The 21,637-nt window shown below is 63.2% G+C and carries 24 protein-coding genes; 9 read left to right on the top strand and 15 right to left on the bottom strand.

Annotation, left to right across the window (positions count from 1 at the left end; all coding sequences use genetic code 11):
* Window positions 1-20 precede the first annotated feature (20 nt).
* The 5 genes from ACSQ2A_RS02185 to ACSQ2A_RS02165 form a co-directional block, all read right to left on the bottom strand.
* On the bottom strand, window positions 21-1,262 hold the full coding sequence (locus ACSQ2A_RS02185) for a DNA-packaging protein (RefSeq protein WP_436070891.1): 1,242 nt from the start codon (window positions 1,260-1,262) through the stop codon (window positions 21-23).
* Window positions 1,263-1,367: 105 nt separating this feature from the next.
* Window positions 1,368-1,772 carry a hypothetical protein gene (locus tag ACSQ2A_RS02180; RefSeq protein WP_436070890.1) on the bottom strand — a complete coding sequence of 135 codons (405 nt, stop codon included), beginning with the start codon at window positions 1,770-1,772 and terminating at the stop codon, window positions 1,368-1,370.
* Window positions 1,773-1,879: 107 nt separating this feature from the next.
* Window positions 1,880-3,139 (bottom strand): Hsp70 family protein, encoded by a 1,260-nt coding sequence (locus tag ACSQ2A_RS02175; protein WP_295410889.1) that lies wholly within the window; start codon window positions 3,137-3,139, stop codon window positions 1,880-1,882.
* Window positions 3,140-3,450: 311 nt separating this feature from the next.
* Window positions 3,451-3,984: a diguanylate cyclase domain-containing protein gene (locus ACSQ2A_RS02170; protein WP_436070889.1), complete on the bottom strand. Its 534-nt coding sequence runs from the start codon at window positions 3,982-3,984 to the stop codon at window positions 3,451-3,453.
* Window positions 3,985-4,243: 259 nt separating this feature from the next.
* A complete protein-coding gene (locus ACSQ2A_RS02165) occupies window positions 4,244-4,699 on the bottom strand; it encodes a YcgN family cysteine cluster protein (RefSeq protein WP_291418428.1) in 456 nt (151 codons plus the stop codon).
* A gap of 134 nt (window positions 4,700-4,833) precedes the next feature.
* Between ACSQ2A_RS02165 and ACSQ2A_RS02160 the strand changes: the two genes are divergently transcribed.
* Window positions 4,834-6,993 carry a transglycosylase domain-containing protein gene (locus ACSQ2A_RS02160; protein ID WP_436070888.1) on the top strand — a complete coding sequence of 720 codons (2,160 nt, stop codon included), beginning with the start codon at window positions 4,834-4,836 and terminating at the stop codon, window positions 6,991-6,993.
* Window positions 6,994-7,148: 155 nt separating this feature from the next.
* Here ACSQ2A_RS02160 and ACSQ2A_RS02155 read toward each other — a convergent pair whose 3' ends face one another.
* On the bottom strand, window positions 7,149-8,012 hold the full coding sequence (locus ACSQ2A_RS02155; RefSeq protein WP_436070887.1) for an aminoglycoside phosphotransferase family protein: 864 nt from the start codon (window positions 8,010-8,012) through the stop codon (window positions 7,149-7,151).
* Window positions 8,013-8,186: 174 nt separating this feature from the next.
* Here ACSQ2A_RS02155 and ACSQ2A_RS02150 point away from each other — a divergent pair, with 174 nt between their 5' ends.
* The 5 genes from ACSQ2A_RS02150 to ACSQ2A_RS02130 are packed head-to-tail and all read left to right on the top strand — an operon-like array spanning window position 8,187 to window position 10,573.
* Window positions 8,187-8,762 carry a DUF1214 domain-containing protein gene (locus ACSQ2A_RS02150; RefSeq protein WP_295410880.1) on the top strand — a complete coding sequence of 192 codons (576 nt, stop codon included), beginning with the start codon at window positions 8,187-8,189 and terminating at the stop codon, window positions 8,760-8,762.
* Window positions 8,759-9,304, top strand: coding sequence for a DUF1254 domain-containing protein (locus ACSQ2A_RS02145; RefSeq protein WP_436070886.1), 546 nt, complete (start codon window positions 8,759-8,761; stop codon window positions 9,302-9,304). Before ACSQ2A_RS02150 ends, ACSQ2A_RS02145 begins: the two co-directional genes overlap by 4 nt.
* Before the next feature lie 5 nt (window positions 9,305-9,309).
* The gene (locus tag ACSQ2A_RS02140) at window positions 9,310-9,639 is read left to right on the top strand and encodes a YnfA family protein (protein WP_295411369.1); all 330 of its coding nucleotides are present in this window, start codon (window positions 9,310-9,312) and stop codon (window positions 9,637-9,639) included.
* Between the two features lies 1 nt (window position 9,640).
* Window positions 9,641-9,997, top strand: coding sequence for a VOC family protein (locus ACSQ2A_RS02135; protein WP_436070885.1), 357 nt, complete (start codon window positions 9,641-9,643; stop codon window positions 9,995-9,997).
* 3 nt (window positions 9,998-10,000) lie between these two features.
* On the top strand, window positions 10,001-10,573 hold the full coding sequence (locus ACSQ2A_RS02130) for an NUDIX hydrolase (protein WP_436070884.1): 573 nt from the start codon (window positions 10,001-10,003) through the stop codon (window positions 10,571-10,573).
* A gap of 167 nt (window positions 10,574-10,740) precedes the next feature.
* Here ACSQ2A_RS02130 and chrA read toward each other — a convergent pair whose 3' ends face one another.
* Together chrA and ACSQ2A_RS02120 are read right to left on the bottom strand one after the other, a co-directional pair.
* On the bottom strand, window positions 10,741-11,928 hold the full coding sequence (gene chrA, locus ACSQ2A_RS02125) for a chromate efflux transporter (RefSeq protein WP_436070883.1): 1,188 nt from the start codon (window positions 11,926-11,928) through the stop codon (window positions 10,741-10,743).
* A 15-nt stretch (window positions 11,929-11,943) separates the two neighbouring features.
* Window positions 11,944-12,753: a hypothetical protein gene (locus ACSQ2A_RS02120; protein ID WP_436070882.1), complete on the bottom strand. Its 810-nt coding sequence runs from the start codon at window positions 12,751-12,753 to the stop codon at window positions 11,944-11,946.
* A gap of 355 nt (window positions 12,754-13,108) precedes the next feature.
* Here ACSQ2A_RS02120 and ACSQ2A_RS02115 point away from each other — a divergent pair, with 355 nt between their 5' ends.
* Window positions 13,109-14,272, top strand: coding sequence for a DUF2336 domain-containing protein (locus ACSQ2A_RS02115; protein ID WP_436070881.1), 1,164 nt, complete (start codon window positions 13,109-13,111; stop codon window positions 14,270-14,272).
* 117 nt (window positions 14,273-14,389) lie between these two features.
* Here the strand turns inward: ACSQ2A_RS02115 and ACSQ2A_RS02110 are convergent, their stop codons facing one another.
* From ACSQ2A_RS02110 to ACSQ2A_RS02100, 3 genes are read right to left on the bottom strand one after another with little or no spacing between them, the layout of a single operon-like run.
* On the bottom strand, window positions 14,390-14,743 hold the full coding sequence (locus tag ACSQ2A_RS02110; protein WP_436070880.1) for a DUF1491 family protein: 354 nt from the start codon (window positions 14,741-14,743) through the stop codon (window positions 14,390-14,392).
* Window positions 14,743-15,975 (bottom strand): peptidoglycan-binding protein, encoded by a 1,233-nt coding sequence (locus ACSQ2A_RS02105; protein ID WP_436070879.1) that lies wholly within the window; start codon window positions 15,973-15,975, stop codon window positions 14,743-14,745. Before ACSQ2A_RS02105 ends, ACSQ2A_RS02110 begins: the two co-directional genes overlap by 1 nt.
* A complete protein-coding gene (locus ACSQ2A_RS02100) occupies window positions 15,972-17,780 on the bottom strand; it encodes a PAS domain-containing sensor histidine kinase (protein WP_436070878.1) in 1,809 nt (602 codons plus the stop codon). Before ACSQ2A_RS02100 ends, ACSQ2A_RS02105 begins: the two co-directional genes overlap by 4 nt.
* 313 nt (window positions 17,781-18,093) lie before the next feature.
* Between ACSQ2A_RS02100 and ACSQ2A_RS02095 the strand changes: the two genes are divergently transcribed.
* On the top strand, window positions 18,094-18,390 hold the full coding sequence (locus ACSQ2A_RS02095; protein WP_295410857.1) for a hypothetical protein: 297 nt from the start codon (window positions 18,094-18,096) through the stop codon (window positions 18,388-18,390).
* Window positions 18,391-18,535: 145 nt separating this feature from the next.
* Window positions 18,536-18,964 (top strand): SufE family protein, encoded by a 429-nt coding sequence (locus ACSQ2A_RS02090; protein WP_295410856.1) that lies wholly within the window; start codon window positions 18,536-18,538, stop codon window positions 18,962-18,964.
* On the opposite strand, the gene ACSQ2A_RS02085 is transcribed toward ACSQ2A_RS02090, so the two are convergent.
* From ACSQ2A_RS02085 to ACSQ2A_RS02070, 4 genes are all read right to left on the bottom strand, one after another.
* Window positions 18,961-19,995 (bottom strand): acyltransferase family protein, encoded by a 1,035-nt coding sequence (locus tag ACSQ2A_RS02085; RefSeq protein ID WP_436070877.1) that lies wholly within the window; start codon window positions 19,993-19,995, stop codon window positions 18,961-18,963. The genes ACSQ2A_RS02090 and ACSQ2A_RS02085 overlap by 4 nt on opposite strands.
* Before the next feature lie 74 nt (window positions 19,996-20,069).
* The gene (locus tag ACSQ2A_RS02080) at window positions 20,070-20,567 is read right to left on the bottom strand and encodes a DUF6456 domain-containing protein (RefSeq protein WP_436070876.1); all 498 of its coding nucleotides are present in this window, start codon (window positions 20,565-20,567) and stop codon (window positions 20,070-20,072) included.
* On the bottom strand, window positions 20,560-20,919 hold the full coding sequence (locus ACSQ2A_RS02075) for a helix-turn-helix domain-containing protein (RefSeq protein WP_436070875.1): 360 nt from the start codon (window positions 20,917-20,919) through the stop codon (window positions 20,560-20,562). Before ACSQ2A_RS02075 ends, ACSQ2A_RS02080 begins: the two co-directional genes overlap by 8 nt.
* A 268-nt stretch (window positions 20,920-21,187) precedes the next feature.
* Window positions 21,188-21,610 (bottom strand): MucR family transcriptional regulator, encoded by a 423-nt coding sequence (locus ACSQ2A_RS02070; protein ID WP_035086627.1) that lies wholly within the window; start codon window positions 21,608-21,610, stop codon window positions 21,188-21,190.
* Between the last annotated feature and the right edge of the window lie 27 nt (window positions 21,611-21,637).

Below are 21,637 nucleotides of genomic sequence, written 5' to 3'. Positions count from 1 at the left end.
GGTCCTTGTCTATTCGCGGCCTAGATCCAGCGCGCGCGCGGTCCCAGACCCTTCAGCAGCAATTCCGTCAGCGCCCAGACCAGCGCATCCACCCGGTCCGGCGAATGCCCATCGGCCTTACCATCAGGCCCAAAGGCGCAGAGTTCATCCTCCAGTGCCGTCAGCCCCGGCACATGCCCAACAAGCCCACGCCCATAGAGCGCGGCCACCGGCTCCGCCCTGAGCCATTTGCCGCGGTTCGCCCGAACCGGCACCACCGGCACAGACGCATCGACCTGCTCAATCAGGTTCCGCACCAAGTCCCCGCCCTGGTTGACCTCAACCACAATCGCGTCGGCCGCATGCGCCTCAAACGCCGCCACCGCCCGTCGCGCCCAGGTCAGGGGCGCCACGCCCTTGAGCGTCGCGTCCTCCAGCACGACCGCGCCTTCGCCACTCCGCCCGGCCACGACAATCCCGCAGGCATCCGACCGCGCCGTCCCCGTCACCGGCGGGTCAACCGCCACCAGAATCCGCCCTGTCACCGGCCCACCCTCGCGAAACATGCCACGCTGCCAGAGCGCATCGGGCCGGTCCTCGATCAGCTCGCCATCCAGCTCCTGCCGCCCCAACACCGTGCCGCGATAACGCGCCACCACGGCATCGAGAAACTGCGGCGCCAATTGCGCCTTGTTCTCCGCCGTCGTCATCCGCACCGTCACCGTATGCGGATCGGCCAGCAATCGCTTGATCAGCCGTGTCGGCCGCGGCGTCGTCGTCACCAGTTGCCGGGGCCGATCCCCCAGCCGCAGCCCGAACTGCAACTGGTCGAACGCCTCGTCCGCGTGAGGCCATTTGCCGGCCTCGTCACACCACGCTGCCGCAAATTGCGGCCCACGAAACCGCTCAGGGTCCGATGCCGTCATGATCCAGGCCTCGACCCCATTGGGCCAAACCAACCTGTTACCACCGCGCAGGATGGGCCTGTCATCATCGGGATGCACGCCAATGATGCCACTCTCGCCCCGCACCATGATGCTCAGCGCCTCGGTCATGGTTTCCCCCACCAAAGCGATTGGGGTCACCCTGTCACGCGCCAGTTCGCGCACCCATTCCGCCCCGGCCCGCGTCTTGCCCGAGCCGCGCCCGCCCATCAGCAGCCAGGTCGTCCAGTCCCCTTCAGGCGGCAATTGCTTGGGCAGGGCCCATTTGTGCCAGTCGAAAAAGCTCTTTTCGGCCTCTTCATCGGAGAGCGCCGCGACCTCTTCCACCAAGGTTGCCATTCCGATCGAGCCTCCCCAGCCACCACGTCATTCCCGCGAAAGCGGGAATCTCCTCTTGTGTGCCGGGATTCCCGCTTTCGCGGGAATGACGCCCGGGCGCGGCGCTCACCGCGCCTTGAACTGCTCCATGCGCTTGACGAGCTTCGCCCGCAGGTCCGTCATATCCTTGCGGCTCGCCGGCTCGACATTGGGCTTGGCCGCCCCAAGCTCGATCAGCTTGTCGAGCGTCTTCACTTGCGTGGCCAAGACATTGGCCTGTTTGTCGATCGGCTCGTTCACCGCCGCCTCCAGTTTCCTGATCTGCTTGTCGAGCACCTTGAGCATCCGTGCCACGAGGTCGGCCTGTTTCGGCACCCGCGCCCGCGCACTCAGCCAGCCTTCCATTTCGCGGCGATAGCGCAATTGCGCCACGCTGATCCCATGCCGCCGACAGATCACTGTCGGCAGAAACTGGCGGCCCTCATATTCGTCGCGAATGGAGGCCCAATCGGGCACCGCTATCTCGCTCATGCCCGCCTCCTGCTCTGTCGAAACCCAATTGTTCGACTATGCCTGAAGACTAGCAGATCAGCGTGACGCGGGGATTAGTTGGATAAGCTGGATAGTTTTGGGCCCCTTCAGGCGCCGAAAACGCGCCTCGATTCCATGGCCAGGCCCAGCCCAACCGAGCCCAGCACATCGGTGCGCACCACTTCCGCCTCGGGAAACAGCGCCTGCAGCCGCCCGGCCACGGCCGGCACCAGTGTCGAGCCACCGGTCAGGATCAAACTGTCAACCGCCTCTGCGCCAACGCCCGCCCGCCGCAGCGTTTCAACAATGGTCGCCTCAAGCCGCCGGATCGAATCCGCCAGCGCCTGTCCCAGTTCCGCTGCCGTAATCGGGGTCGAAATCTCGCGGTCGCGCACCGGAAACACAAATTGCGTCTCATCCGCATCGGAGAGCGCAATCTTGGCCTCTTCCACCCGCCCGATCAGCCTGTGCCCCAGTCGTTCCTCGACCAGCATCACCATGGTTTCCACCAGATCCGGCTCAGAGGCTTCCCGCACCGTCGAGCGCAAATCGCGCATCGCCTTGGCGTCATAAAGCCGGTTGATCCGGTGCCAGGTCGAGAGATCGACATAAGGCGCGACCGGCAAGTACCGCTTCTTGTCGCGCGTTTCCGTGCCCAGCCCCAATTCCGGCATCACCTTGGCCATGGCCAGCAGCCGATCAAAATCGGTGCCGCCAATATGCACACCGGCCGTCGACAGAATATCGCCGCTGCGATCCGCCAGCCCGCTACGTTCGGGCGAAACCCGCACCACCGAAAAGTCCGAGGTACCGCCGCCAAGGTCGACGATCAACGCCAGCTTTTCGCCCGTCACCTGCCGCTCATAGTCGAGCGCCGCGGCAATCGGTTCGAACTGAAAGGCGATGTCCTTAAAGCCTTGGGCGCGCACGGCCGCCTCAAGCTGCCCCTGCGCCTCGGCATCGGCCACCGGGTCGTCATCGACGAAATGCACCGGCCGGCCCATCACCACCTGGGTCAGTTCACCACCCAGCTCCGCCTCGGCCCGCCGCTTCAATTCGCCGACAAAGCTGCCGATAATCTCGCCAAAGCCCAGCCGCCGCGCTTTCACGCGCGTGGTGTCGCCAAAAAGCGCGGTGCCCAACACGCTCTTGAGCGAACGCATCAACCGCCCATCGGCACCCGAGACATATTCGGCCACCGCGGCACGCCCAAAATAGAGCTGGTCGTCCTCAAAATTGAAAAAGAGCACGCTCGGAATAGTCCGGCTGCCGCCCTCCAGCGCCAGAAGGTCCGGATGCCCATCGGCGCCGACGCGTCCGAGGGTCGAATTCGAAGTGCCGAAATCGAGGCCACAGCCAAGCGCCATTTTGAGCCGTCCATATCTGGGAAAGGCGCGGCAACCGCGCGAGGGACGGCCCCTATAAGGGGTTGGGTAGGACTTGGCAACTTCGAACCGTCCCGCAGGGCAAATCGCTCCAGTGGAGCGATTTGAGGAGAGAAGGCCATGAGAGCTATGTTCGAATGGCGGCGAACCACCACCCCACCCGTTCCGTCGTCATTGCCGGGCTTGTCCCGGCAATCCATCTCGCCTCCGCTGGGGACCACCGGGACACGCCCGGTGGTGACGACCACGGATAAATCTTGGATGAGCTCGACCGCGAGAGGCGTGCCGGCTCCCTAAGCCGCCACTTCCCGCTTCTCGCTGATGCGCATGTCGGCGATCTCAAGCCGCGCCAATCCACGGCGCTGTGCCTTGCGCAGGGCGCTCTTGGCGGTATCGAGCACATCCTTGTCAAAAGGCGGCACAGGATTGACCACGGCCAGGCCCGCACCCAGCGTCACCGCCCCGGCATGGCTTTCCTTGTTGACCAGACCCTCGCGACGCACCGCCTGGTTGATCTTGTTGGCAAGGTCGCGCCCCATCAGCATGGGCATATCGGGCAGAACCAGCAGGAAACCGCTCTGCCCCAGGCGCAGGCAGCAGTCTCCGTCGCGCTTCAGGAGCGAAGCGATCACGCGTTCCAGCGTTTCAAGGCAGTCTTCCGCCGCATCGCGGCCGTAGGCGGCGAGATATTCGCCAAAGCAGTCGATTTCGAGAGCCACGACACAGAGCGAAACATTGCGCTCCGCTGCCAGCATCCAGGCTCTTTGCAGCTCTTCCTCGATCGGACGAGCCGCCGAATGCCGTTTGGGAGAGCCTGCCGACGACATTGGCCGCCGCGCATCCCGCCTCTCCGCGTGACGCCCGAGCAGAGATCTAACCTTCTGCCACAGCCCGTCTTTTTGGAAAGCTTCGGTCATGCTCATTATGCCCGCCCCCGGCGCAGTCTTTTTGCTGCCCGATCTGGTCACACTATAGTTAATGAGAAGTTACCATCATTAATGATTTGGCAAGATGTCGTTTTGCTTGGCGGCAAATCAATTGTCACACGACATCTCTTGTGTGACAAATTCGACTCAACAAGGAGCGCTACAGGTGCTCCGGCGGCTCCCATTCGGGCCATTCCACCGCGTGCTCTTCCCACTCTTCGGGGTCGACTTCGGTCTCAAGGAACGTCCGGCCCGAGACCGAAACCCCGACATCGATCACCGTCTGCGGATCGCCTGAAACGAGCGGATGCCACCAGGCGAGCCCCTTGCCCTCGGCCAGCCGACGATAGGCGCAGGTCGTGGGGATCCATTTGATCTCGGTCACATTCTGCGGCGTCAGCTTGATGCAGTCCGGAACGATCTTCTGGCGGTTGGGATAGTCGGTGCAGCCACACGTCTCCCCGTCGAGCAACTGGCAGCGCACATCCGAAGTGATCAGTGTGCCGGTGTCCTCGTCCTCGAGCTTGATCAGGCAGCAGCGCCCGCAGCCGTCGCAGAGTGCTTCCCACTCCGTCGCGGTCATTTGATCAAGCGTTTTTTCTTCCCAGAAGGACATTGGCAAGGTCGTCTCGTTTATCCTGTTGCCGGTTTGCGCTTGTCTTGGCCCCGGCGCAATCATATTCCAGCGATGCAATTGCATTGCCCGGGGGCGCAAGACACATTCAGGCGCCTAGGGCCCAGGGGTTTCGCGTGCAGGATCCGTTCTATAGCAAGCAAAAGCGGCAAAAGCGCGCCGGCGGCATGCTGGCGGCCGACGCTTGGCTCGACTCCTCGCTCTACGAATTCTGGCAGACGCTCGGCCGTTGGTACACGCGCTACCAGGATTTCATGAGCCGGTTCCACGTCACCGGCATAAAACGCTTCTTCGTCGAAATCCTCTCCGACGCCTTCACCTTCGGCGCCATTGGCGCGGTGATCGTCACCGCCTTTGCCCTTCCCGCCTTCAACATCATCGACCGCGGCGCCTTCAACAAGGCCGAGGACTATTCCGTCGTCTTCCTTGATCGCTTCGGCAATGAAATCGGCCGCCGCGGCATTCGCTCCGACGACAGCGTCGCGCTCGACCAGATGCCCGATTTCCTGATCAAGGCAACGCTCGCCACCGAAGACCGGCGTTTTTACGAACACTTTGGTATCGACATTGTCGGCACCCTGCGCGCCCTCGCATCCAATGCCCAGGGCGACAATTCCACCCAGGGCGGCTCCTCGCTTACCCAGCAGCTGGCGAAAAACCTCTTCCTCTCCTCCGAGCGCACGCTCGAGCGCAAGATCATCGAGGCCTTCCTCGCCGTCTGGCTCGAATGGCACTATTCCAAGGACGAGATCCTCAAACTCTATTTTGACCGCGCCTATATGGGCGGCGGCAATTTTGGCGTTACTGCCGCCGCCGAGTTCTATTTCGGCAAGCGCGTGCAGGACATTAACCTCGCGGAAGCCGCCATGCTCGCCGGCATGTTCAAGGCCCCCACCCGCTACGCGCCACACGTCGACCTCGCCGCCGCCCGCGGCCGCGCCAATCTCGTCCTCACCAACCTCGTCGCCTCGGGCTTTCTCACCGAAGGCCAGGTGACCGCCGCCCGCCGCCACCCCGCAGCGCCCATCGACCGCACTGCCGATATCAATTCGCCGAACTACTTCCTCGATTGGGCCTTCGAAGAGGCAAAACTCAAGATCGAGGAAACCAATGCGCCGGGGAACAATTTCCTCGTACGCACCACCATCGATACGACGCTGCAAAAATACGCCGAAGAGGCCGTCACCTCGGTCGTGCGCGAACAGGGCGAGCAGTACAAGGTCACCCAGGCCGCCATGGTCGTCACCGACACGCAAGGCGCCATCCGCGCCATGGTCGGGGGCATGGACTATGGCAAGAGCCAGTTCAACCGCGCCATCGTCTCCACCCGCCAGCCCGGCTCCGCCTACAAGGTCTTTGTCTATTCCGAAGCCTTCGAACAGCTCGGCCTCACCCCCTCCGACCCGATCACCGATCGTCCGGTCTGCATCGGCGACTGGTGCCCGCAGAACTATGGCCGCAGCTACAAGGGCACGGTGAGCCTCCAAAGCGCCTTCGCCCAGTCGCTCAACACGGTCCCTGTAACCCTCTCGATCAAGACCGGCCGCGAGCCGATCGCCCAGCTCAGCCATCGCATGGGCCTCCGCGCCGAATATCCGGTCACCCGTTCCCTCGCGCTCGGCGTTGCTTCGGTCTCGGTCATCGACATGACCTCGTCTTATGCCGTCTTTGCCAATGACGGCTACAAGACCCCGGCCTTCGGCATTACCCGCATGACGACGCTGGGCGGCGACCTCGTCTGGGAAGCCGATCCCGATGCCCCGCGCGAGCGCGTGCTCTCCGAGCAGACCGTCGCCTATATGAACCAGATGATGTATGCGGTGACCCAGGCCGGCACCGGCACCCGCGCCAAGATCGAAGGCGTGCCGACGCTCGGCAAGACCGGCACCACCACGTCCTATCGCGACGCCTGGTTTGCCGGCTTTACCGGCAACTATGTCGCCGCCGTCTGGTTCGGCAATGACGACTACCGCCCGACCAACAACCTCACCGGCGGCACCCTGCCCACCATCGCGTGGCAAAAATTCATGGCCTATGCCCATACCAATATCGAGATCAAACCGGTCTTCGGCATCGACTTCGTGCCCACCCAGACCGTGGTCGCCGATGCGGGAACCGAAGAACCGGTGGAGGAAGTGGTCCAGCGCCCGCCCAACCTGACGCCGGCCGCCGCCCGCAAGCTTCTCGATCTGGCAGACCGCCTCGATGCCGCAATCGACGTCCTGCAGCCGGTCTCGGACCAGGCAAGCGCCCTCAAGGTCACGACCGGCCTCTAAAGCGCTTCACGCTTTCGTTGAGCCACCATGACTTCACTACCACCGGCTGTCATCCCGGCGAAGGCCGGGACCCATCCTGAGATCTGGGGATGGGCCCCGGCCTTCGCCGGGGTGACATCGGAGAATGGGATGACTTCGATGAAAGGTGAACCGAACTAAAAGCCCGGCAGGCCCAGCGCCCGCTGCACCCAAGGCAGCGCCGTCGACAATTGTTCGCGCTGCACCCGCCGCACCAGCGGCGCGTCGGGAATGATGGGCAGGCCGGCCCGCGAAGCAAAATACCCCGAAACCAGCGCCGCCACCTCCGGCGCCCTGGGCATGACCACATCCGGGGTTGGCCCGCCCTCATAGGTCAGGCTCGGCAGCATAAAGCCAAGATCGACCTCGGCGCTGCCGATCCCACCCTCGGCCCAGTCGATGAATTTCACCGTGCCCTCGTGGATGCAGATATTGTCGCTGCGCAGGTCCAGATGCGTCACCGCCTCGCCGCCCAGTTCACACCGCGCCTCCGCATCGACCAGTACCGGCAAGGCAATTCGCAGCCACTCCTGCGTCACCAGTCCCAGCGACAGGAATGGAGCGGGATCGCGCGCCACGCTCGCCCAGCCCGGCTCCCGCCCACCATCGAGAAAGCCCCACCGCTCGATATTGCCGCTCGTCCCATGCATCCTGTGGATCTGGTCGATCACCAGTGCGGCGGTCTCCGCCGTCCAGGGTGGCGGCCAATAGGCTGTGCTCAGGTCTTCAATGGCCAGCATCGGCGCCACCTCATCCTCATGCCAACCAAGGACCTTGGGCATGAACGGCCCCGAGAGATTCCGATAGTTCGCAATTTCGCGCGTCAGCATGCGCGCCGTCTGCGGCGTCGTCGCCAGCTTGACGAAGGCCGACCTGCTGCCGTTTCGAACCACATAGCGCTTCGCCGGCGTATAGCCGCCATGAACCTCTCGCCACTCGTCCGGCGCAAAGCCGACCATGGCCTCCACCCGCTGCCGAAGCTCCTCCCCCGGAATGGTCATTGTTCCCCCCAAATCACAAGGGCAATCCTGCCTTCCGTTCCTTTTGTCCGCAACATCGGTTGAGCGCTATGGGAACGGGCTTCCGCCCTGCGCGCTGGATTGCTATAGCCTAAACCGTTCGCAGCGCTGCCGGTCCAGCACCCCATGCCTAACCATAGAGGTTGCTGAACCAATATGCGGTTTGTTCTTCTGCTCCTCGTTTCCATCGCCATTGCCCTCGCGACGGGTTTCGGCCTCAGCTACTATGCGCTGACCGATGGGCGCCTGTTTGGCGCCGCGCAAATCGGTCCGTGGGTTTCCTGGCCCGACCTTGGTTCATCCGCCCCCAATCCCTATTCGCGCGGCCATCTCACCCGCGAGGCCGCGCTGCAGCTCGGCCGCGCCGAGGGTCTGAAATTCGTTGCCACCACCGATAGCGAAGGCGAGGCGCTCGATCTTTCCTGCGCCTATACGCTCGAAGGCCATGTGCCCGTCTCGAGCTTCTGGACGCTCGTGGCGGTGAACAACGAGGGCATCAATCTCGCCGCCCCCGGAACCGATCTGGCCCTGCGCTCCAGCGAAATCGCCCGCATCAGCACAGGCAGCATGGTCATCCATGTCGGCCAAACCCTCTCGCCGGGCAATTGGCTCGAACTCACCGGCAGCGGTCCCTTCTCGCTCGAATTGACGCTCTACGACACCACCGCCTTTTCCGGCTTCGGCTCGGACAATGACACCATGCCCAAGATCACGCGGGGGGCCTGCGCATGACCCGCGTCATTCTCTGGCTGCTCGGCGGCGTGCTCCTTGGCGGCATCATCCACATTCTCGTCATCCTCACCCTGCCCATGCTGGCCGACGAGACCACCTGGTCCCGCGTCTCCGCCTTCGAGGCGAAAAACCGCATGCTGATCCTGCCCGCTGTCGAGGCGGGCCAGCCAAATCCCCTGGGGCTCGATCCCGAACTCGTCTACGGCCTCTGCCAGGTCGATCTCGATGAAGGCCCCGCCTATCTCCGCGGCATGCTGCCCGACGCCTTCTGGTCCCTGGCTCTCTTCAACGAAGCAGGCGCCGTGATCTATTCGACCACCAATCGCGATGGCATCGGCCAGACGGTCGATCTCGGCATTTTCAACGCCGCCCAGACCCGCCTCCTCGCCCAGCAGCAGCTCGACATCGACGAAGGCCTGCTGGTCGTCGAAGCTCCCGCCGACAACCTCTTCGTCCTCGTCCGTCTCTCCCCGCCCCACGAAGTCATGCGCGCGCGCTTTGCCGAGCGCCTTGCCGCCATCCAATGCGGACCGCGCCGCTGATGGCCATGCCATTCTCCGCCATCGCCATCTATGCGCTGGCCGCCCTGGCGGAGATCGCCGGTTGCTTTGCCTTCTGGGCCTGGTGGCGCCTCGACAAGTCGCCGCTCTGGCTGGCGCCGGGCCTCCTAGCTCTCATTGCCTTTGCCTGGCTGCTGGCGCTTGCTCCAGCCGACCATGCCGGTCGCGCCTATGCCGCCTATGGTGGCGTCTATATCGTCGCGTCGCTCATCTGGCTTTTCGCCGTCGAGGGCCGTCAGCCCGATCAATGGGATCTGGCCGGGGGTCTCCTCGCCCTTGCCGGTGCGGCGCTCATCCTTTTCGGACCAAGAGGCTGACATGATCCTGCACGTCGAAATTGCCGCGACCGACCTCGACCGCGCCATGGCCTTCTATCGGGAGGTCCTGGACGTCGGCTTTGCCGATCCAATCGACCTGCATGAAAGCCGGATGGCCTATGCCGAAACCCCGCCCGAGGGCGCAAGCTGGGCGCTTTGCGAGGGCGAGGTCTATGTCCCCACCCGCAATGGCGCGATACTCTACTTTGTTGTCGACGACATCGACGCAGTCCTGAGCCGCGCCGAGAACCTTGGCAGCGAAGTGCTCTTTCCCAAGACCGCGCTCGCCGATGGCAGCCACGTCGCCGAAATCGGCGACAGCGAAGGCAATCGGATCGCCCTGCAAACCCGCAGCTGACCCATGACCCCGGAAGCCTTTCCCACCGCCCTCGCCACGGCAGTTTCCCGCTACCGCGCCGAAGTCGCCGCGCCGGCCGAACATCTTTCGCTGCTGCTCTGGCAGATGAGTGAAGGCCACCGCCTCGACCAGCGCGAAACCATGCCGGGGCACCTGACCACCAGCGCCATCGTGCTCTCGCCCGATCACGCCAAAATTCTCGTCATCGATCACGTCACCATCGGCCGCTGGCTGCAACCCGGCGGTCACTACGAGCCCAGCGCCTTCTTCCACCTCTCCGCCCAGCGCGAAGCGGAAGAAGAAACCAGCGTCGTGGGCCTAAGACTCCATCCCTGGCATAAGGGCCAAGACCTGCCCTTCGTCATCGACAGCCACGACGTTCCCGGCAAGCGCTCCCGCAACGAGCCGCCGCATGTGCATCACGACCTGCAGTTTCTGTTTGTTGCCGATCCGAGCCTGCCACTCGTGGCGCAGTTGGATGAGGTTCATGCAGCGCAATGGCGCGAGGTCGAAATGCTGATTGAGTTTGCGCCCAAGGCGGCAGAGCGGCTGAAATCGGTGACCGCGCCCGGCTAGCGTGCTTCCCTTGCCGATGTCACCAATCGTCACTGAAGAGTGGTCCCACCCACCGGCCGTCACCCCGGCGAAGGCCGGGGCCCATCTTGAGATCCCGGGATGGGCCCCGGCCTTCGCCGGGGTGACAATCGGGGATGTGAAAGTGTCAGCTCAAACGAAAAACGCCCTCAGAGCACCCCAATCACCCCACCAATCCCCGCTAGCGCCGCAACCACCCACAGCGGCGGCAATTTCCAGCTCACCAGCGCCACAAGCCCCGCCAGCGCCAGCGCAAAGTCCAGCGGCGACAGAACCGCACTCGTAAACACCGGATCATAAAGCGCCAGCGCCAAAACCCCGACCACCGCCGCATTGGCGCCACGCATCGCCGCCTGCGCGAAGAGATTTCCCCGCAGCCCGTGCCAGAACGGCAGCGCCGCCAAAAGAATAAGAATCCCCGGCAAGAAGATCGCCACCAGCGCAATCGTCGCGCCCAAAAGCCCATTGGGCGGCACCGAGCTTGCGGCCCCGAGATAGGCGGCAAAGGTGAAAAGCGGACCGGGCATCGCCTGCGCCGCGCCATACCCAGCAAGAAAGGTGCTCTCGCTCAACCACCCTTGTCCAACCGTTCCCGCCTCGAGCAGCGGCAACACCACATGGCCGCCGCCAAACACCAGCGCTCCAGCCCGATAGAAGGCGTCGAACAGTGCCAGAGCCGGGTTCACCCCTGCAAGAAGGGGCAGCACCACCAGCAGGCCGACAAACAGCAGCAGCGCGAAAATACCGAAACCACGCGACACCGGCGCTTGGGCTTCTGCCACAGCGCCATTGCCCTTTTCCTGGCACAGCGCCAGCCCGAGTGCCGCGCCCACCACAATTGCGGCGACCTGCCCCAGCACCCCGCCAAAGGCCACCATGGCAAACACAGCCAGCACGGCAATGCCTGCCCGCGCCCTGTCCGGCGTCAGGCTTTTCGCCATACCCAGCACCGCCTGCGCCACAACGGCCACGGCCACCAGCTTCAAGCCATGCAGAATCCCTTGCGCCAGATCGCCATCGAGCGCCGCCGCGCCCAGCGCGACCGCGACCATCAAAATCGCCGATGGCAGGGTGAAGCCGACCCAGGCCGCCGCCGCGCCCAGCGGCCCCGCCCGCATCAGCCCGATGGCAAAGCCGACCTGGCTCGAGGCCGGCCCCGGCAAAAACTGGCAGAGTGCCACGAGGTCGCCATAGGCCTTGTCGTCGAACCAGCCTCGCCTTGTGACGAACTCGTCGCGAAAATATCCCAGATGCGCGATAGGCCCGCCGAAGCTTGTGAGACCAAGTTTGAGAAAGGCTCCAAAAACCTCTCCGGCCGACCCGGTCTTCAAACTCACGCTTTGCTCCGGCAACTACTTGATCTCTATCACTTCCGTGTCCGGGACCATCGTCTGGAAGCGTGACGGTATGGTGACACCGCCATGCCCCGGCCGCGAACCACTGCCCGAGCAGAAATCATGCCGGCTCGCCCGGTCAGCCCAGGCGCGCAATTGGCTCAGTGAATTGTCCACCGCAATCGACTGCTCGTGCGGGGTTTCAACGAGCAGATTGTCGAGCGCATAGGAATAGCTCTCGTAGCGGTAGTTCACCGCCCGCACGAACCACTCGATGTAGTGGGTATTCTCATAGCGCCGCGCCGCGACATCACTGGCCGCCGTCGGCGCCACATTGGTCAGCGAGGCCAACGCAATCTCGCGATTGCGATCAACCTCGATCACCGCGCAGACCGCCTCAAAGGTCGAAGGCAAGGTGTCGAGATCGGCCAGGATATGCCGACCCAGCGTCGCATAGCGTACCCGCGAAGACTGGTAATGCTCGCGCTTGAGCCAGTTGTAATAGCGGTCGGTGGTAAACTTCCAGTCCTTGGCCCGCGTGATCCGCGTGCGCTGCATTTCCGCTTCCGTGTCGAACATCCAGTCCCGCGAATGCGCGGCAACGAGGAAGCGCCAGGTGCGATCGTGCATTTCGCGTTCCTGGTCGGTCTGGTTGAAGTTCGACACAGGTTCGCGCTGCTTGGCCATGAAGGTGCCGACAGCGGGCAGCACATTGTCGTGCAGCACGCTCGGCTTGGCCCGGCCGAAATCACCAACGGGCCGCGACGCGCAAGCGACCAGCAGCCCGGCCAAAAGTGCCGTCCCGAGAAAACCAAAAAAACGCGGCATAAATTCAGCCGCGTTTACGACGACGCCGTGAGGGGTCGAGACGGTCAGTGGGTGGCGGCGTCGGACCGCGTTCATAACGTACCCCGGTGAACATAAAAATCTGTGCGTCGCCGGACAGTGGTTGTCCGGACTTTACGGGGCGATCCCGCTTTTCGAATACCAGCAGCTTTCCCAAGCTGACCTCCATTTGCGCAGCTCCCCCGTCCCTAATGGAGGCAGCCAGTTCAGTGTGATTCTCCCGGCGCGGCGACGCATCCCGCGCTGTCCCCATTAAGAGATCGTCAAGGTTAACAGTCTGCTAACGAATTGCAGGCAAATTGATCGACAGAACGCGCCGGGGGCGCGCAATTAGTCGATGGTCCTGCCCAACATGCTCGGTTTTCAGCCTTACGAAACCTTCCAGCTTCTCATTGAAACCGGCGGTGTGGACCGCACCAACACCCTGCTCATCGCAGCATGCGATGCCTATGCCCGCCGCGGCCGCCCGACCCTTCCCGAAATGGAACAGTTCGAAACTTTGGCGACCCGCCTCTTCCAATCGGCCAGCCCCCAGGCCCGCGCCAAGGCCGCCGCAATTCTCGGCCGCAGCGAATTGCTCTCGCAGACGCTTGAGCAGCTCGTCGTTGAAAACATTGGCGAAGATCTCGTTTCCTTCCTCGCCAGCGCCGAAGAGCTTTCCGATCGCACACTGCTCGACGTGCTCGGCCGCTACGACGTCGCCGCCGCCGCAACCATTGCCGGGCGCAAGAACCTGACCAATGTGGTTCTCGCCAAACTCTTCCAGATGAACTCGCGCAAGGTCTATCGCGCGCTGGCCACGAACATGGACATCACCCCGCGCGGCGCCTATCTCAGCGCCCTCGCCCGCTCGGCGCAGATGGACCACCTCGTCGCCGAAGCCCTTGGCGAACGTCGCGATTTCGACGCGGCGCTCCTCGCCCCGGCCTTCTTCGATCTCTCCGATGCGCAGCGAATCAAGGTCATCCAGGCCTTTGCCAATCGCGAAACCCCCGCCGCGCCGATCTCGCGCACCATCGAGCAGCTTTCGGTCGCGACGCCTGAACTGACCAAAGCGCTGATGAAGCTCTTTTCGGAAAATCGTCGTCCGGAAATCACCAAGCTACTCGCCCAGATCACCGGGCTCGACGAAGTCCGCTGCGGCCAGATCGCCCACGACGTCACCGGCGCCTCGACCTTCGTGGTCCTGCGCGGTTTCGGCGTCTCGGCCTATGACGGGCTGAAAGTTCTGATCCACGCCACCAGCCACGACAGTGAGCGCTCCCGCGCCCTCGCCGATTTCGCTTCGCTCTTTGCCACCGTCTCGGCCGAATCCATGGCTTACCTGATGAGCGCATGGCGCGGCGAAGTGAACCTGCTGGATCTTTCCAAGCCCCAATACCGTCCGGTCAACATGCCAAGCCGCCGCACGCCGCAACAGCCGGCCGCAAGCTCCGGCAATGCCGTGGTGGAGCAGGCCATGGTCGCCCTCTCCCGCATCGGCGCCCGCCGCGCCGGCTAAGCGCCCACGCTTCAGCAACAAGAACCGTGTCATCCCCGCGAAAGCGGGGATCTCCGTTTTGGGCAAAGGTTTCCTGCTTTCGCGGGAATGCCGCCGTGGTTTTGGCGGGTATCGGGCCTACTGCTTGCCCGGATCCTTGATCACATCGATCCCCAGATCGTCGTCCCGCAGGTCGATGCTCAACACCCACAGATCGGGATCGAAATCAGCCTCCCGCGCAATGCGTTGGCGCACCGTCTCGGGCTCGACATGCGAAAATCGCGACTGGAATACCAGCCCCGCCCCTTCGCCCCGGCTGACCACCGGCGCCGGCGTATAGAGCGAACGCGTCCCATCAAGATGGTCGACTTCGATGAAGACCTGTCCGGCAATCGGGTCGCCCTTGCGAGCGACCACACACATGTGGCCGAGATCATTGTGGCGCCGCACAAAGGCCATGCACCACAGATCGCTGCGAATGGAGCCGGCCACTAGATCGTCGCGCCAGCCTTGCGCAGCAGCTCAATGAGGTCGGGCTGCACCTGGCCGGTGATCTTGTAACGATGGAAGTTTTCAAATTCGCGGATGGCGCGGGCCGTCTCCGGCCCCGGATTGCCATCAATCTGGCCGCGGAAGAAGCCGAGGCTGGCGAGGCCGCGCTGAATATCGGCAACGAGTTCGCCATCCGTCGCCGGGCGCGCTGCCCGTGGCTGGGAGGGCGGCGTCGTGGTGGCAACCGTCTGAACAACCGGCTGCACTGCCACCTGAGGCTGCGGCGCAGCGGCCTGAACCGGGGCGGGCATGGCCTGGCTTGGCAGGCTGGCGGTCGGCGTGGGCGGATTGGCAACCGGCGTGCCCGTGCCGCGCGTGCCATCGACGGCCGCGACAATCGAATCAATGGTGCTGGCTGCAGCGACACCCACCGTATCGACGGCCTGCTCGACGGGCGAAAGCGCGGGAAGACGCGCAACAACGCGGTCCTGCTCAACAGGCGCCGCTTGCTGGATCGGCGCCGGAGCTGGCGCAGCGGCCACGACGACCGGCTGGCTCACGACGGGAGCGGGCGCAGGCGCAACGGCAGCCTGGGGCTGCGGAGCCGCCTGAACGACAGGCTGTGGTGCTGGAGCGGGCGTTGCCACGATGCCTGATGCATTGGAGCCAAGGATGGCGTTGACCACATCGGCCGACAGCGCGCCAAGCGGGGCAAAACCGTTGCGCTCTTCAAAAGCACGAATGGCGCGAGCGGTCATCGGGCCGTAGTAGCCGTCGACCTTGCCGTCGAAGAGCTGCAGTTCAGCGAGCTTTTTCTGTACAGCAAAGACTTCCGAATTGCCGACAGGCTGGTCCGGAATGGTCTGGGGCACGGCAGCAACGCTGCCTGTGGTCTGAGGCGAGACAACCGGCGCGGCAACAACAGCCTGCTGCGCATCTTCAGCGGCCTGTTCCCGCATCGCCGCGGGCGCCGGAATAGGCGCAGCTTCTGGGGTCACGGCATAGGGTACGCTGCGGTCGGCGGCAAAGAACGGGGCGGGATGCACGCCGGTCTGGAAATAAAGCGCATTGCTGCCCGCGAGGGCGCTCATGGTCACCAGGGCAAAAATGCCCGTCGAGGCCAGCGGGGCCTGCATATAGCGATTAAATGCCCAATGCGCCCCACGACCGAGTTGGTTCATGAGGACGCTACCGGCCATAAGCGGCAGCTGGGACAGGGTCGATGCTGTCATTGCGCTTTTCTTTTTTCGTTTTGCCATGAATCGATAGGCGCCGCCGCAGGCTCCCGGTGCAAGGGTAGAACTGCGACAGTCTCTTCCAACTTCGTTGCTGGACCGTTTATCGGCAGAAGAACGGTCATGGTTGTCCCCGCTCCGATTTCAGACATGGCGCGGAGCGCACCACCATGCAGCTCGGCCAGACCCTTGACGATCGAAAGGCCGAGGCCCGTGCCTTCATATTGCCGGTTGAGCCCATCCTGCGCCTGGAAGAAGGGCTCACCGATGCGTTCGAGTGCCATGGGCGCCATGCCAATACCCTGGTCGCGCACGGCAAAGCTCAGCGACTGGCCCTGGCGCTTGACCACGAGGGTCACTGTATCACCCACATGGCTGAACTTGATGGCATTGGAGAGCAGGTTGATAAGAATCTGACGGCAGGCGCGCTCATCGGCCAGAATCGTCGGCAGACCCGATTCGATCTGGGCTTCGAGCGTGATCGAGCGAGCCTTTGCCATGGTATCTACCATGGCAAAGCAGGCCGGCACGATTTCGTCGGGCTGGAAGCGCGCCGTGCTGATTTCAAACTTTCCGGCCTCAATGCGCGACATATCGAGCAGCATGCCCACGACGTCGAGCAGATGCTTGCCGCTCTGGTGGATGAGGCCCGCATATTCGCGATGGGTCGGCGACAGCTCGCCGCCAATGCCAGAGGTCATCATTTCCGAGAAACCGACCACGGCATTGAGCGGCGTGCGCAGTTCGTGCCCGATAGTGGCGAGGAAGCGCGACTTGGCCTGCGAAGTCTCCTCGGCCGCACGCCGGGCTTCGGTCATTGCCGCTTCAGAATCCTTGCGCTCGGTAACATCGCGCAGCAGCGCCGTCACTTCATAGCGCGCGCCGACCATCTGGTCCCGAATGGGCGAGAAATGGGCTTCCACCCAGATAAATTGCGGCACGCCGCCAACGGCATGCGGATCGTCGCGGCGCATGCGCACCTCGATCGACCGGCTCTTGCCGCCCTGATTGGCGTCGGCAAAGGCGGTCAGGTAAGCGGGGCGATCCATGACATGGAGCCGCTCGCCAAGCGAACCGGTGGTCAACTGATAGCGCGGGCAGCCGAACAGCGTTTCGGCCGAGCGCGAGGCCGACAGCAATTGCCCATCGGTGGAAAAGCACAGCACCGTGTCCTGCACATGTTCGACCAGATGCCGATAGGCGTTGAGCTGGGCCTTGTCGTGCACGACATAGCCGGCATTGATGTGGTGGGTCGTGTGCGCAACGAGCAGCGCGGCAAGGCAGAAAGCCACCGTGCCGGCCACCATGGCTTCGTTGGCCAGCGCAGCATCGGACGGCAGGCCGACCAGCGACCCCAGCGAGCCCAGGACCAGTGCCGTAACGACGGCCAGCCAGCTCCAGAGCCGAACGGTCGGCCCCATCAGCAGCGCCGCCAGAACCGGGCCCAGTACGGTGACGATAAGGCCCATATCGGCCAGCCGTGGATCGAGCAGGGTGAGAACCAGACCAGAACCCATGACCGCGACGATCTGGGCGAGCGCGGCGTCATCATGGCGCGCACGGTGATAGAGCGAGAGGCTCAGCATGCCGCCGCCGAGGCCGACGCAGGCAATGGCAAAGCCGAGTGCTGCCTGGCTTGCCAGCGCCCACATGGCAAAGGGCATGAAGACGACGGAAATGGCAATCATCAGGCGGGCATTGTTGGCGATGGTCTTGCGGCGCAGCACATCGGGACGCTGGGCGGACGCCGCAGGCGTGCCATCATCCCTTCCGCCGATGCCGAAAATACCAAGGCTACGCATCACTTTACTCATACTCGAGACGCCACTCTTGCCGGCCCCCAAAGCCGTTGGGCATGGCCCGCTTGCGAACCCGCCCGTCTGATTGTGCATCAGATCTTGTATGGGCACACTCGCGCGGCAGGCCCTAAGACAGGTTTAAGTGCTGGTCCTCAAGGGGGGCTTTCGGCGGTTAGCGTAAACAAGGCGTTGCCCAATTCCGAAACTGCGACAACCATTTGTTTCAAATTTTAAGAACTGGACCCAGCTCGCCTTAAGAAGCGACACATAGTGTTTAATGCGAAGAGCGGGAGAGGCCCGTTCGGAAGCTCCGGTTATGATGTTTCTTCTGCGTTCGGCATTCTGGCTCACCGTCGCCTTCGTGGTCATCCGGCCCGAAGTCGATGTGCGCGCATCTGCCGGGTCGGTCGCCAACGAAGCGATGGCCCGCGGCAGTCAGTTCGTTGCCGACCAGATCCAGGCGATCGAGTGCGATAGCCTGCAATGTATTGGGGGCAAGGCAATTGTCGCCGCTGCCCTCCCGCCTATCCCGCCCTCCGGCACACCCATGCATGTCGCGCCGCAGGACAATCCGGTTCCTTACCCCCGACCTCGACCGGATTGGGCGGGCTGAGGGGCGCCTGCCCCGGCGCCCGATGAGAATATCCAGTGGCACGCGTCTCTTGCCCAAGCGACGCAGCTCCAGCGTCCACTGGCTCCTGCCGCAAGCACCTTGCCCCGTGCTTGCGGCTTTTTCTTTCTTTACCTAGATAGAGGGCATGACCCAGCCCCAGCCGTTTCAGGACATTGCCGACAATCTTTCCTTCCTCGACGATTGGGAAGACCGGTATCGCTATCTCATCGAACTCGGCCAGGCCCTGCCGCGCCTCGAGGCGGACGAGCGTGTCGACACCAACAAGGTGAATGGCTGCGTGTCGCAGGTCTGGCTTGTCTCCGAACCCGTGGAAACGGACGGTGCCGTGTCGCTGCACATCCGGGGCGAGAGCGATGCCATGATCGTGCAGGGGCTCGTTGCCATTCTTCTGGCGCTTTACTCAGACCGCCCTGCCCGCGAAATCGCCGAGACCGATGCCGTTGCGATCTTTGATGAACTGGGCCTGCGCGAGCATCTGACGGCCCAGCGCTCCAATGGCCTCGTCGCCATGGTCAACCGCATCCGCAACGAAGCGCGGGCGAAGGTTCACTAGTCGGCTTCTATGCGCTGCAGCTTTCTGAGGAGTGGCTGCTCGACAAAGCGATAGAGCAGCAGCCCCATCCACACCCCGGTTGCGATCGCCAGCACGGTCACGACCGGGACAATGCCGGGCAGGTTGGGGCCGATCAGTTTCAGGCCTACGCCAGCCATCAATGCCACAGCAAAGATGTGCACGAGGTAGATCGAATAGGATGCATTGCCCATCCGTTCGAGCCAGGCAAAGTGCGGCAAGCGCCCCTCGCTGCGCAGCGCCAGGACGACAGCAACACCGGAGAATGTCAGGAAACCGGCAAAGGCCGTGACATCCTCGACAAAGCCGTGATTCCACAGAAAGCCCTCAGCAAGGCCAGCCATGCCGATCACGGCCAAGGCAACCACCACCGACTTCGGGAGCCTTTTGATCCAGCCTTCCATCTGGCCCAGGCCAATCCAGCAGCCGACGACAAACGCCAGCGGCAAAAAACTCGTATAGAATTGCGGAATGGCCGATTGCGGGGCGAGCAGAAAGCCCAGCATCGCGAGAACAGCGTAGGCCAAGGTCAGCCCCACCACCCTGCTCCGCGCCGTAAACATGGCAAGCAGGGCAAAGCAGGCATAGAAGAACATCTCGTAGTTGAGCGTCCAGCCAAGCTTGTAGAGTGGATGCAACCCATGGCTTGCGCCATTGTAGAACGGGATGAAAGCCAGCGAGAGCGCCAGCTGGTTGCCGTCAAAACTCGTGGTCTTGAATAGTTGCGGTGCCAGCAGCGCTAGCGCTGCCGCCAGCAACGTAAAACCCCAATAGAGCGGCACCACGCGCAGGATGCGCCGGCGCATGAATTGCCGCCCGTCGAAGCGACCGGCATCGGTCACGCTGACCATGATGAAGCCGGAAATCACGAAAAACAGAATGACGCCGAGCCAGCCCAACCGTCCGTAGGCGATGTTCTCTCCCACGAGCGGGTAGAGCAAGGCGTGCGACGCCAGCACCAGCAGGGCGGCGATGGCGCGCAGATATTGAACGGAGACGATTTTCCCGGACATGGCACGATGATGATTGCGGCACGCCTCCAATATCACGCGTGCCGCCTCGGAAAACATTACAGAACCTTACATCGTTAAGAAGCCTCTGCCGGCGGAAACATCGGCGCCCGCTCGGGCAGCCAGTGCCGCTGCCTTTGCGCATCGCGCCCCCGCGCTTCCGCTTGGAGTCCATAGTGGTCAGCGAGATGAGAGAGGGCGATGCGCAGCACCAGCTTGCCGCCGCGTCGCGGCCAGTCGCGCTCGAGTTCGACGTCCTGCAAGCCCCGATCGAGCCCGCAGATGTCGAATAGAACGGCCCAGCAATCGGCCGGCATCATCGCCGCAATATCCGCCAATCGTTTTCGTGCATCGGCGGCACTGGCTGAAAGCTCACCCTGAACCGGGCTGCCGCTGCTCCGTCCGCCGGTGCGCGTCGGGTCATAAGACATGGTCACACGCTGGCGCAGGCGGGCGCGCTCGAAGGTATGAGCCAGGCGGCGCGCGGCCTCGACGTGATGGGGCAGCAGAAAAGGGGCACTATCCCGCCGCCCTGCCGCCAGGCGGCCAACGGCCTCCGGCAAGCCCTCACTCATGTTCGCCTCCCGCCACAAGCAGTGTTTCGAGCCGGTCCAGTTCGGCATCGAACTTGGCGTCATCGCGCAGGTCTTCAATCAGGCTGCAGGCATAGGAGACTGTTGTCCTATCTCGCCCGAAGGCCGCGCCAATGGCCGTCAGGCTGATGCCCTTGGAGACATGGGCGAGATACATGGCCAGCTGCCGCGCCCGTGCCGTATCCGCCTGGCAGCGAGAAACGTGCACCAGCAACCGGATAGGGGTGTTTTTCTCTCGCGAGATCAGGGCAAGAACTTGGGCAAGCCCCGCATCCTCGCGCATGCGCAACGGACGTTCGGGGCGCCCATTGCCATGAAGGGTTTCGATTCGCACGGTCGTCCTCCACCAGATATAGGATAATATTCCTACAACCTGACAGAGGTTGTCCACCCCGGGGATAAGTTTGCGAATATTTTGACGAAGGCCCCAGAGGAAGCCCTGAAAACACTGCGGCCGCCCGAAGGCGGCCGCAAAGCAGGGGGACCAGCTTTTTGATGCATCGCAAGGCCCGGCACCAAAGTGCGCTGGTCAATTGCGAGGCAGTATGAGGAAGTTAGAGCGTTCGATCCGGTCCCTCCGAATCGGCCGCCGCTATGCGAGATCAGCCAGCCTTGCGGCCGAGACCGTTGTCCTTGGCGAGCTTGGAGCGCGTCGCCGAGTAGTTCGGGGCAACCATGGGATAGTCTGCAGGCAGACCCCACTTCTCACGATATTCCTCGGGCGAGAGGTTGTAGTGCGTGCGCAGGTGGCGCTTGAGCGACTTGAACTTCTTCCCGTCTTCCAGGCAGATGATGTAGTCGGCAGCAACGGACTTGCGGACCGGCACGGCCGGCTTCAGATCCTCGACCACTGCGGGTACTTCATTGCTTCGCAGCGCGCGCAGGGCACCATGTACATCGGCGATCAGCCGCGTCAGGTCCGAGGGGCTCACGGCGTTGTGGCTTACATATGCTGAGACGATATCGGCACTGAGTTCGACGAGATCAAACTCACCCACATCCGCCGGAGCGGTATTGTCGTTCATGATCTAACCTTCCGTAATTTTTTATTG

Origin of the sequence: Devosia sp. LjRoot3 (assembly GCF_964252865.1) — a bacterium.
Taxonomy (GTDB): Bacteria; Pseudomonadota; Alphaproteobacteria; order Rhizobiales; family Devosiaceae; genus Devosia.
This window is presented reverse-complemented; position numbering and strand designations above follow the sequence as displayed.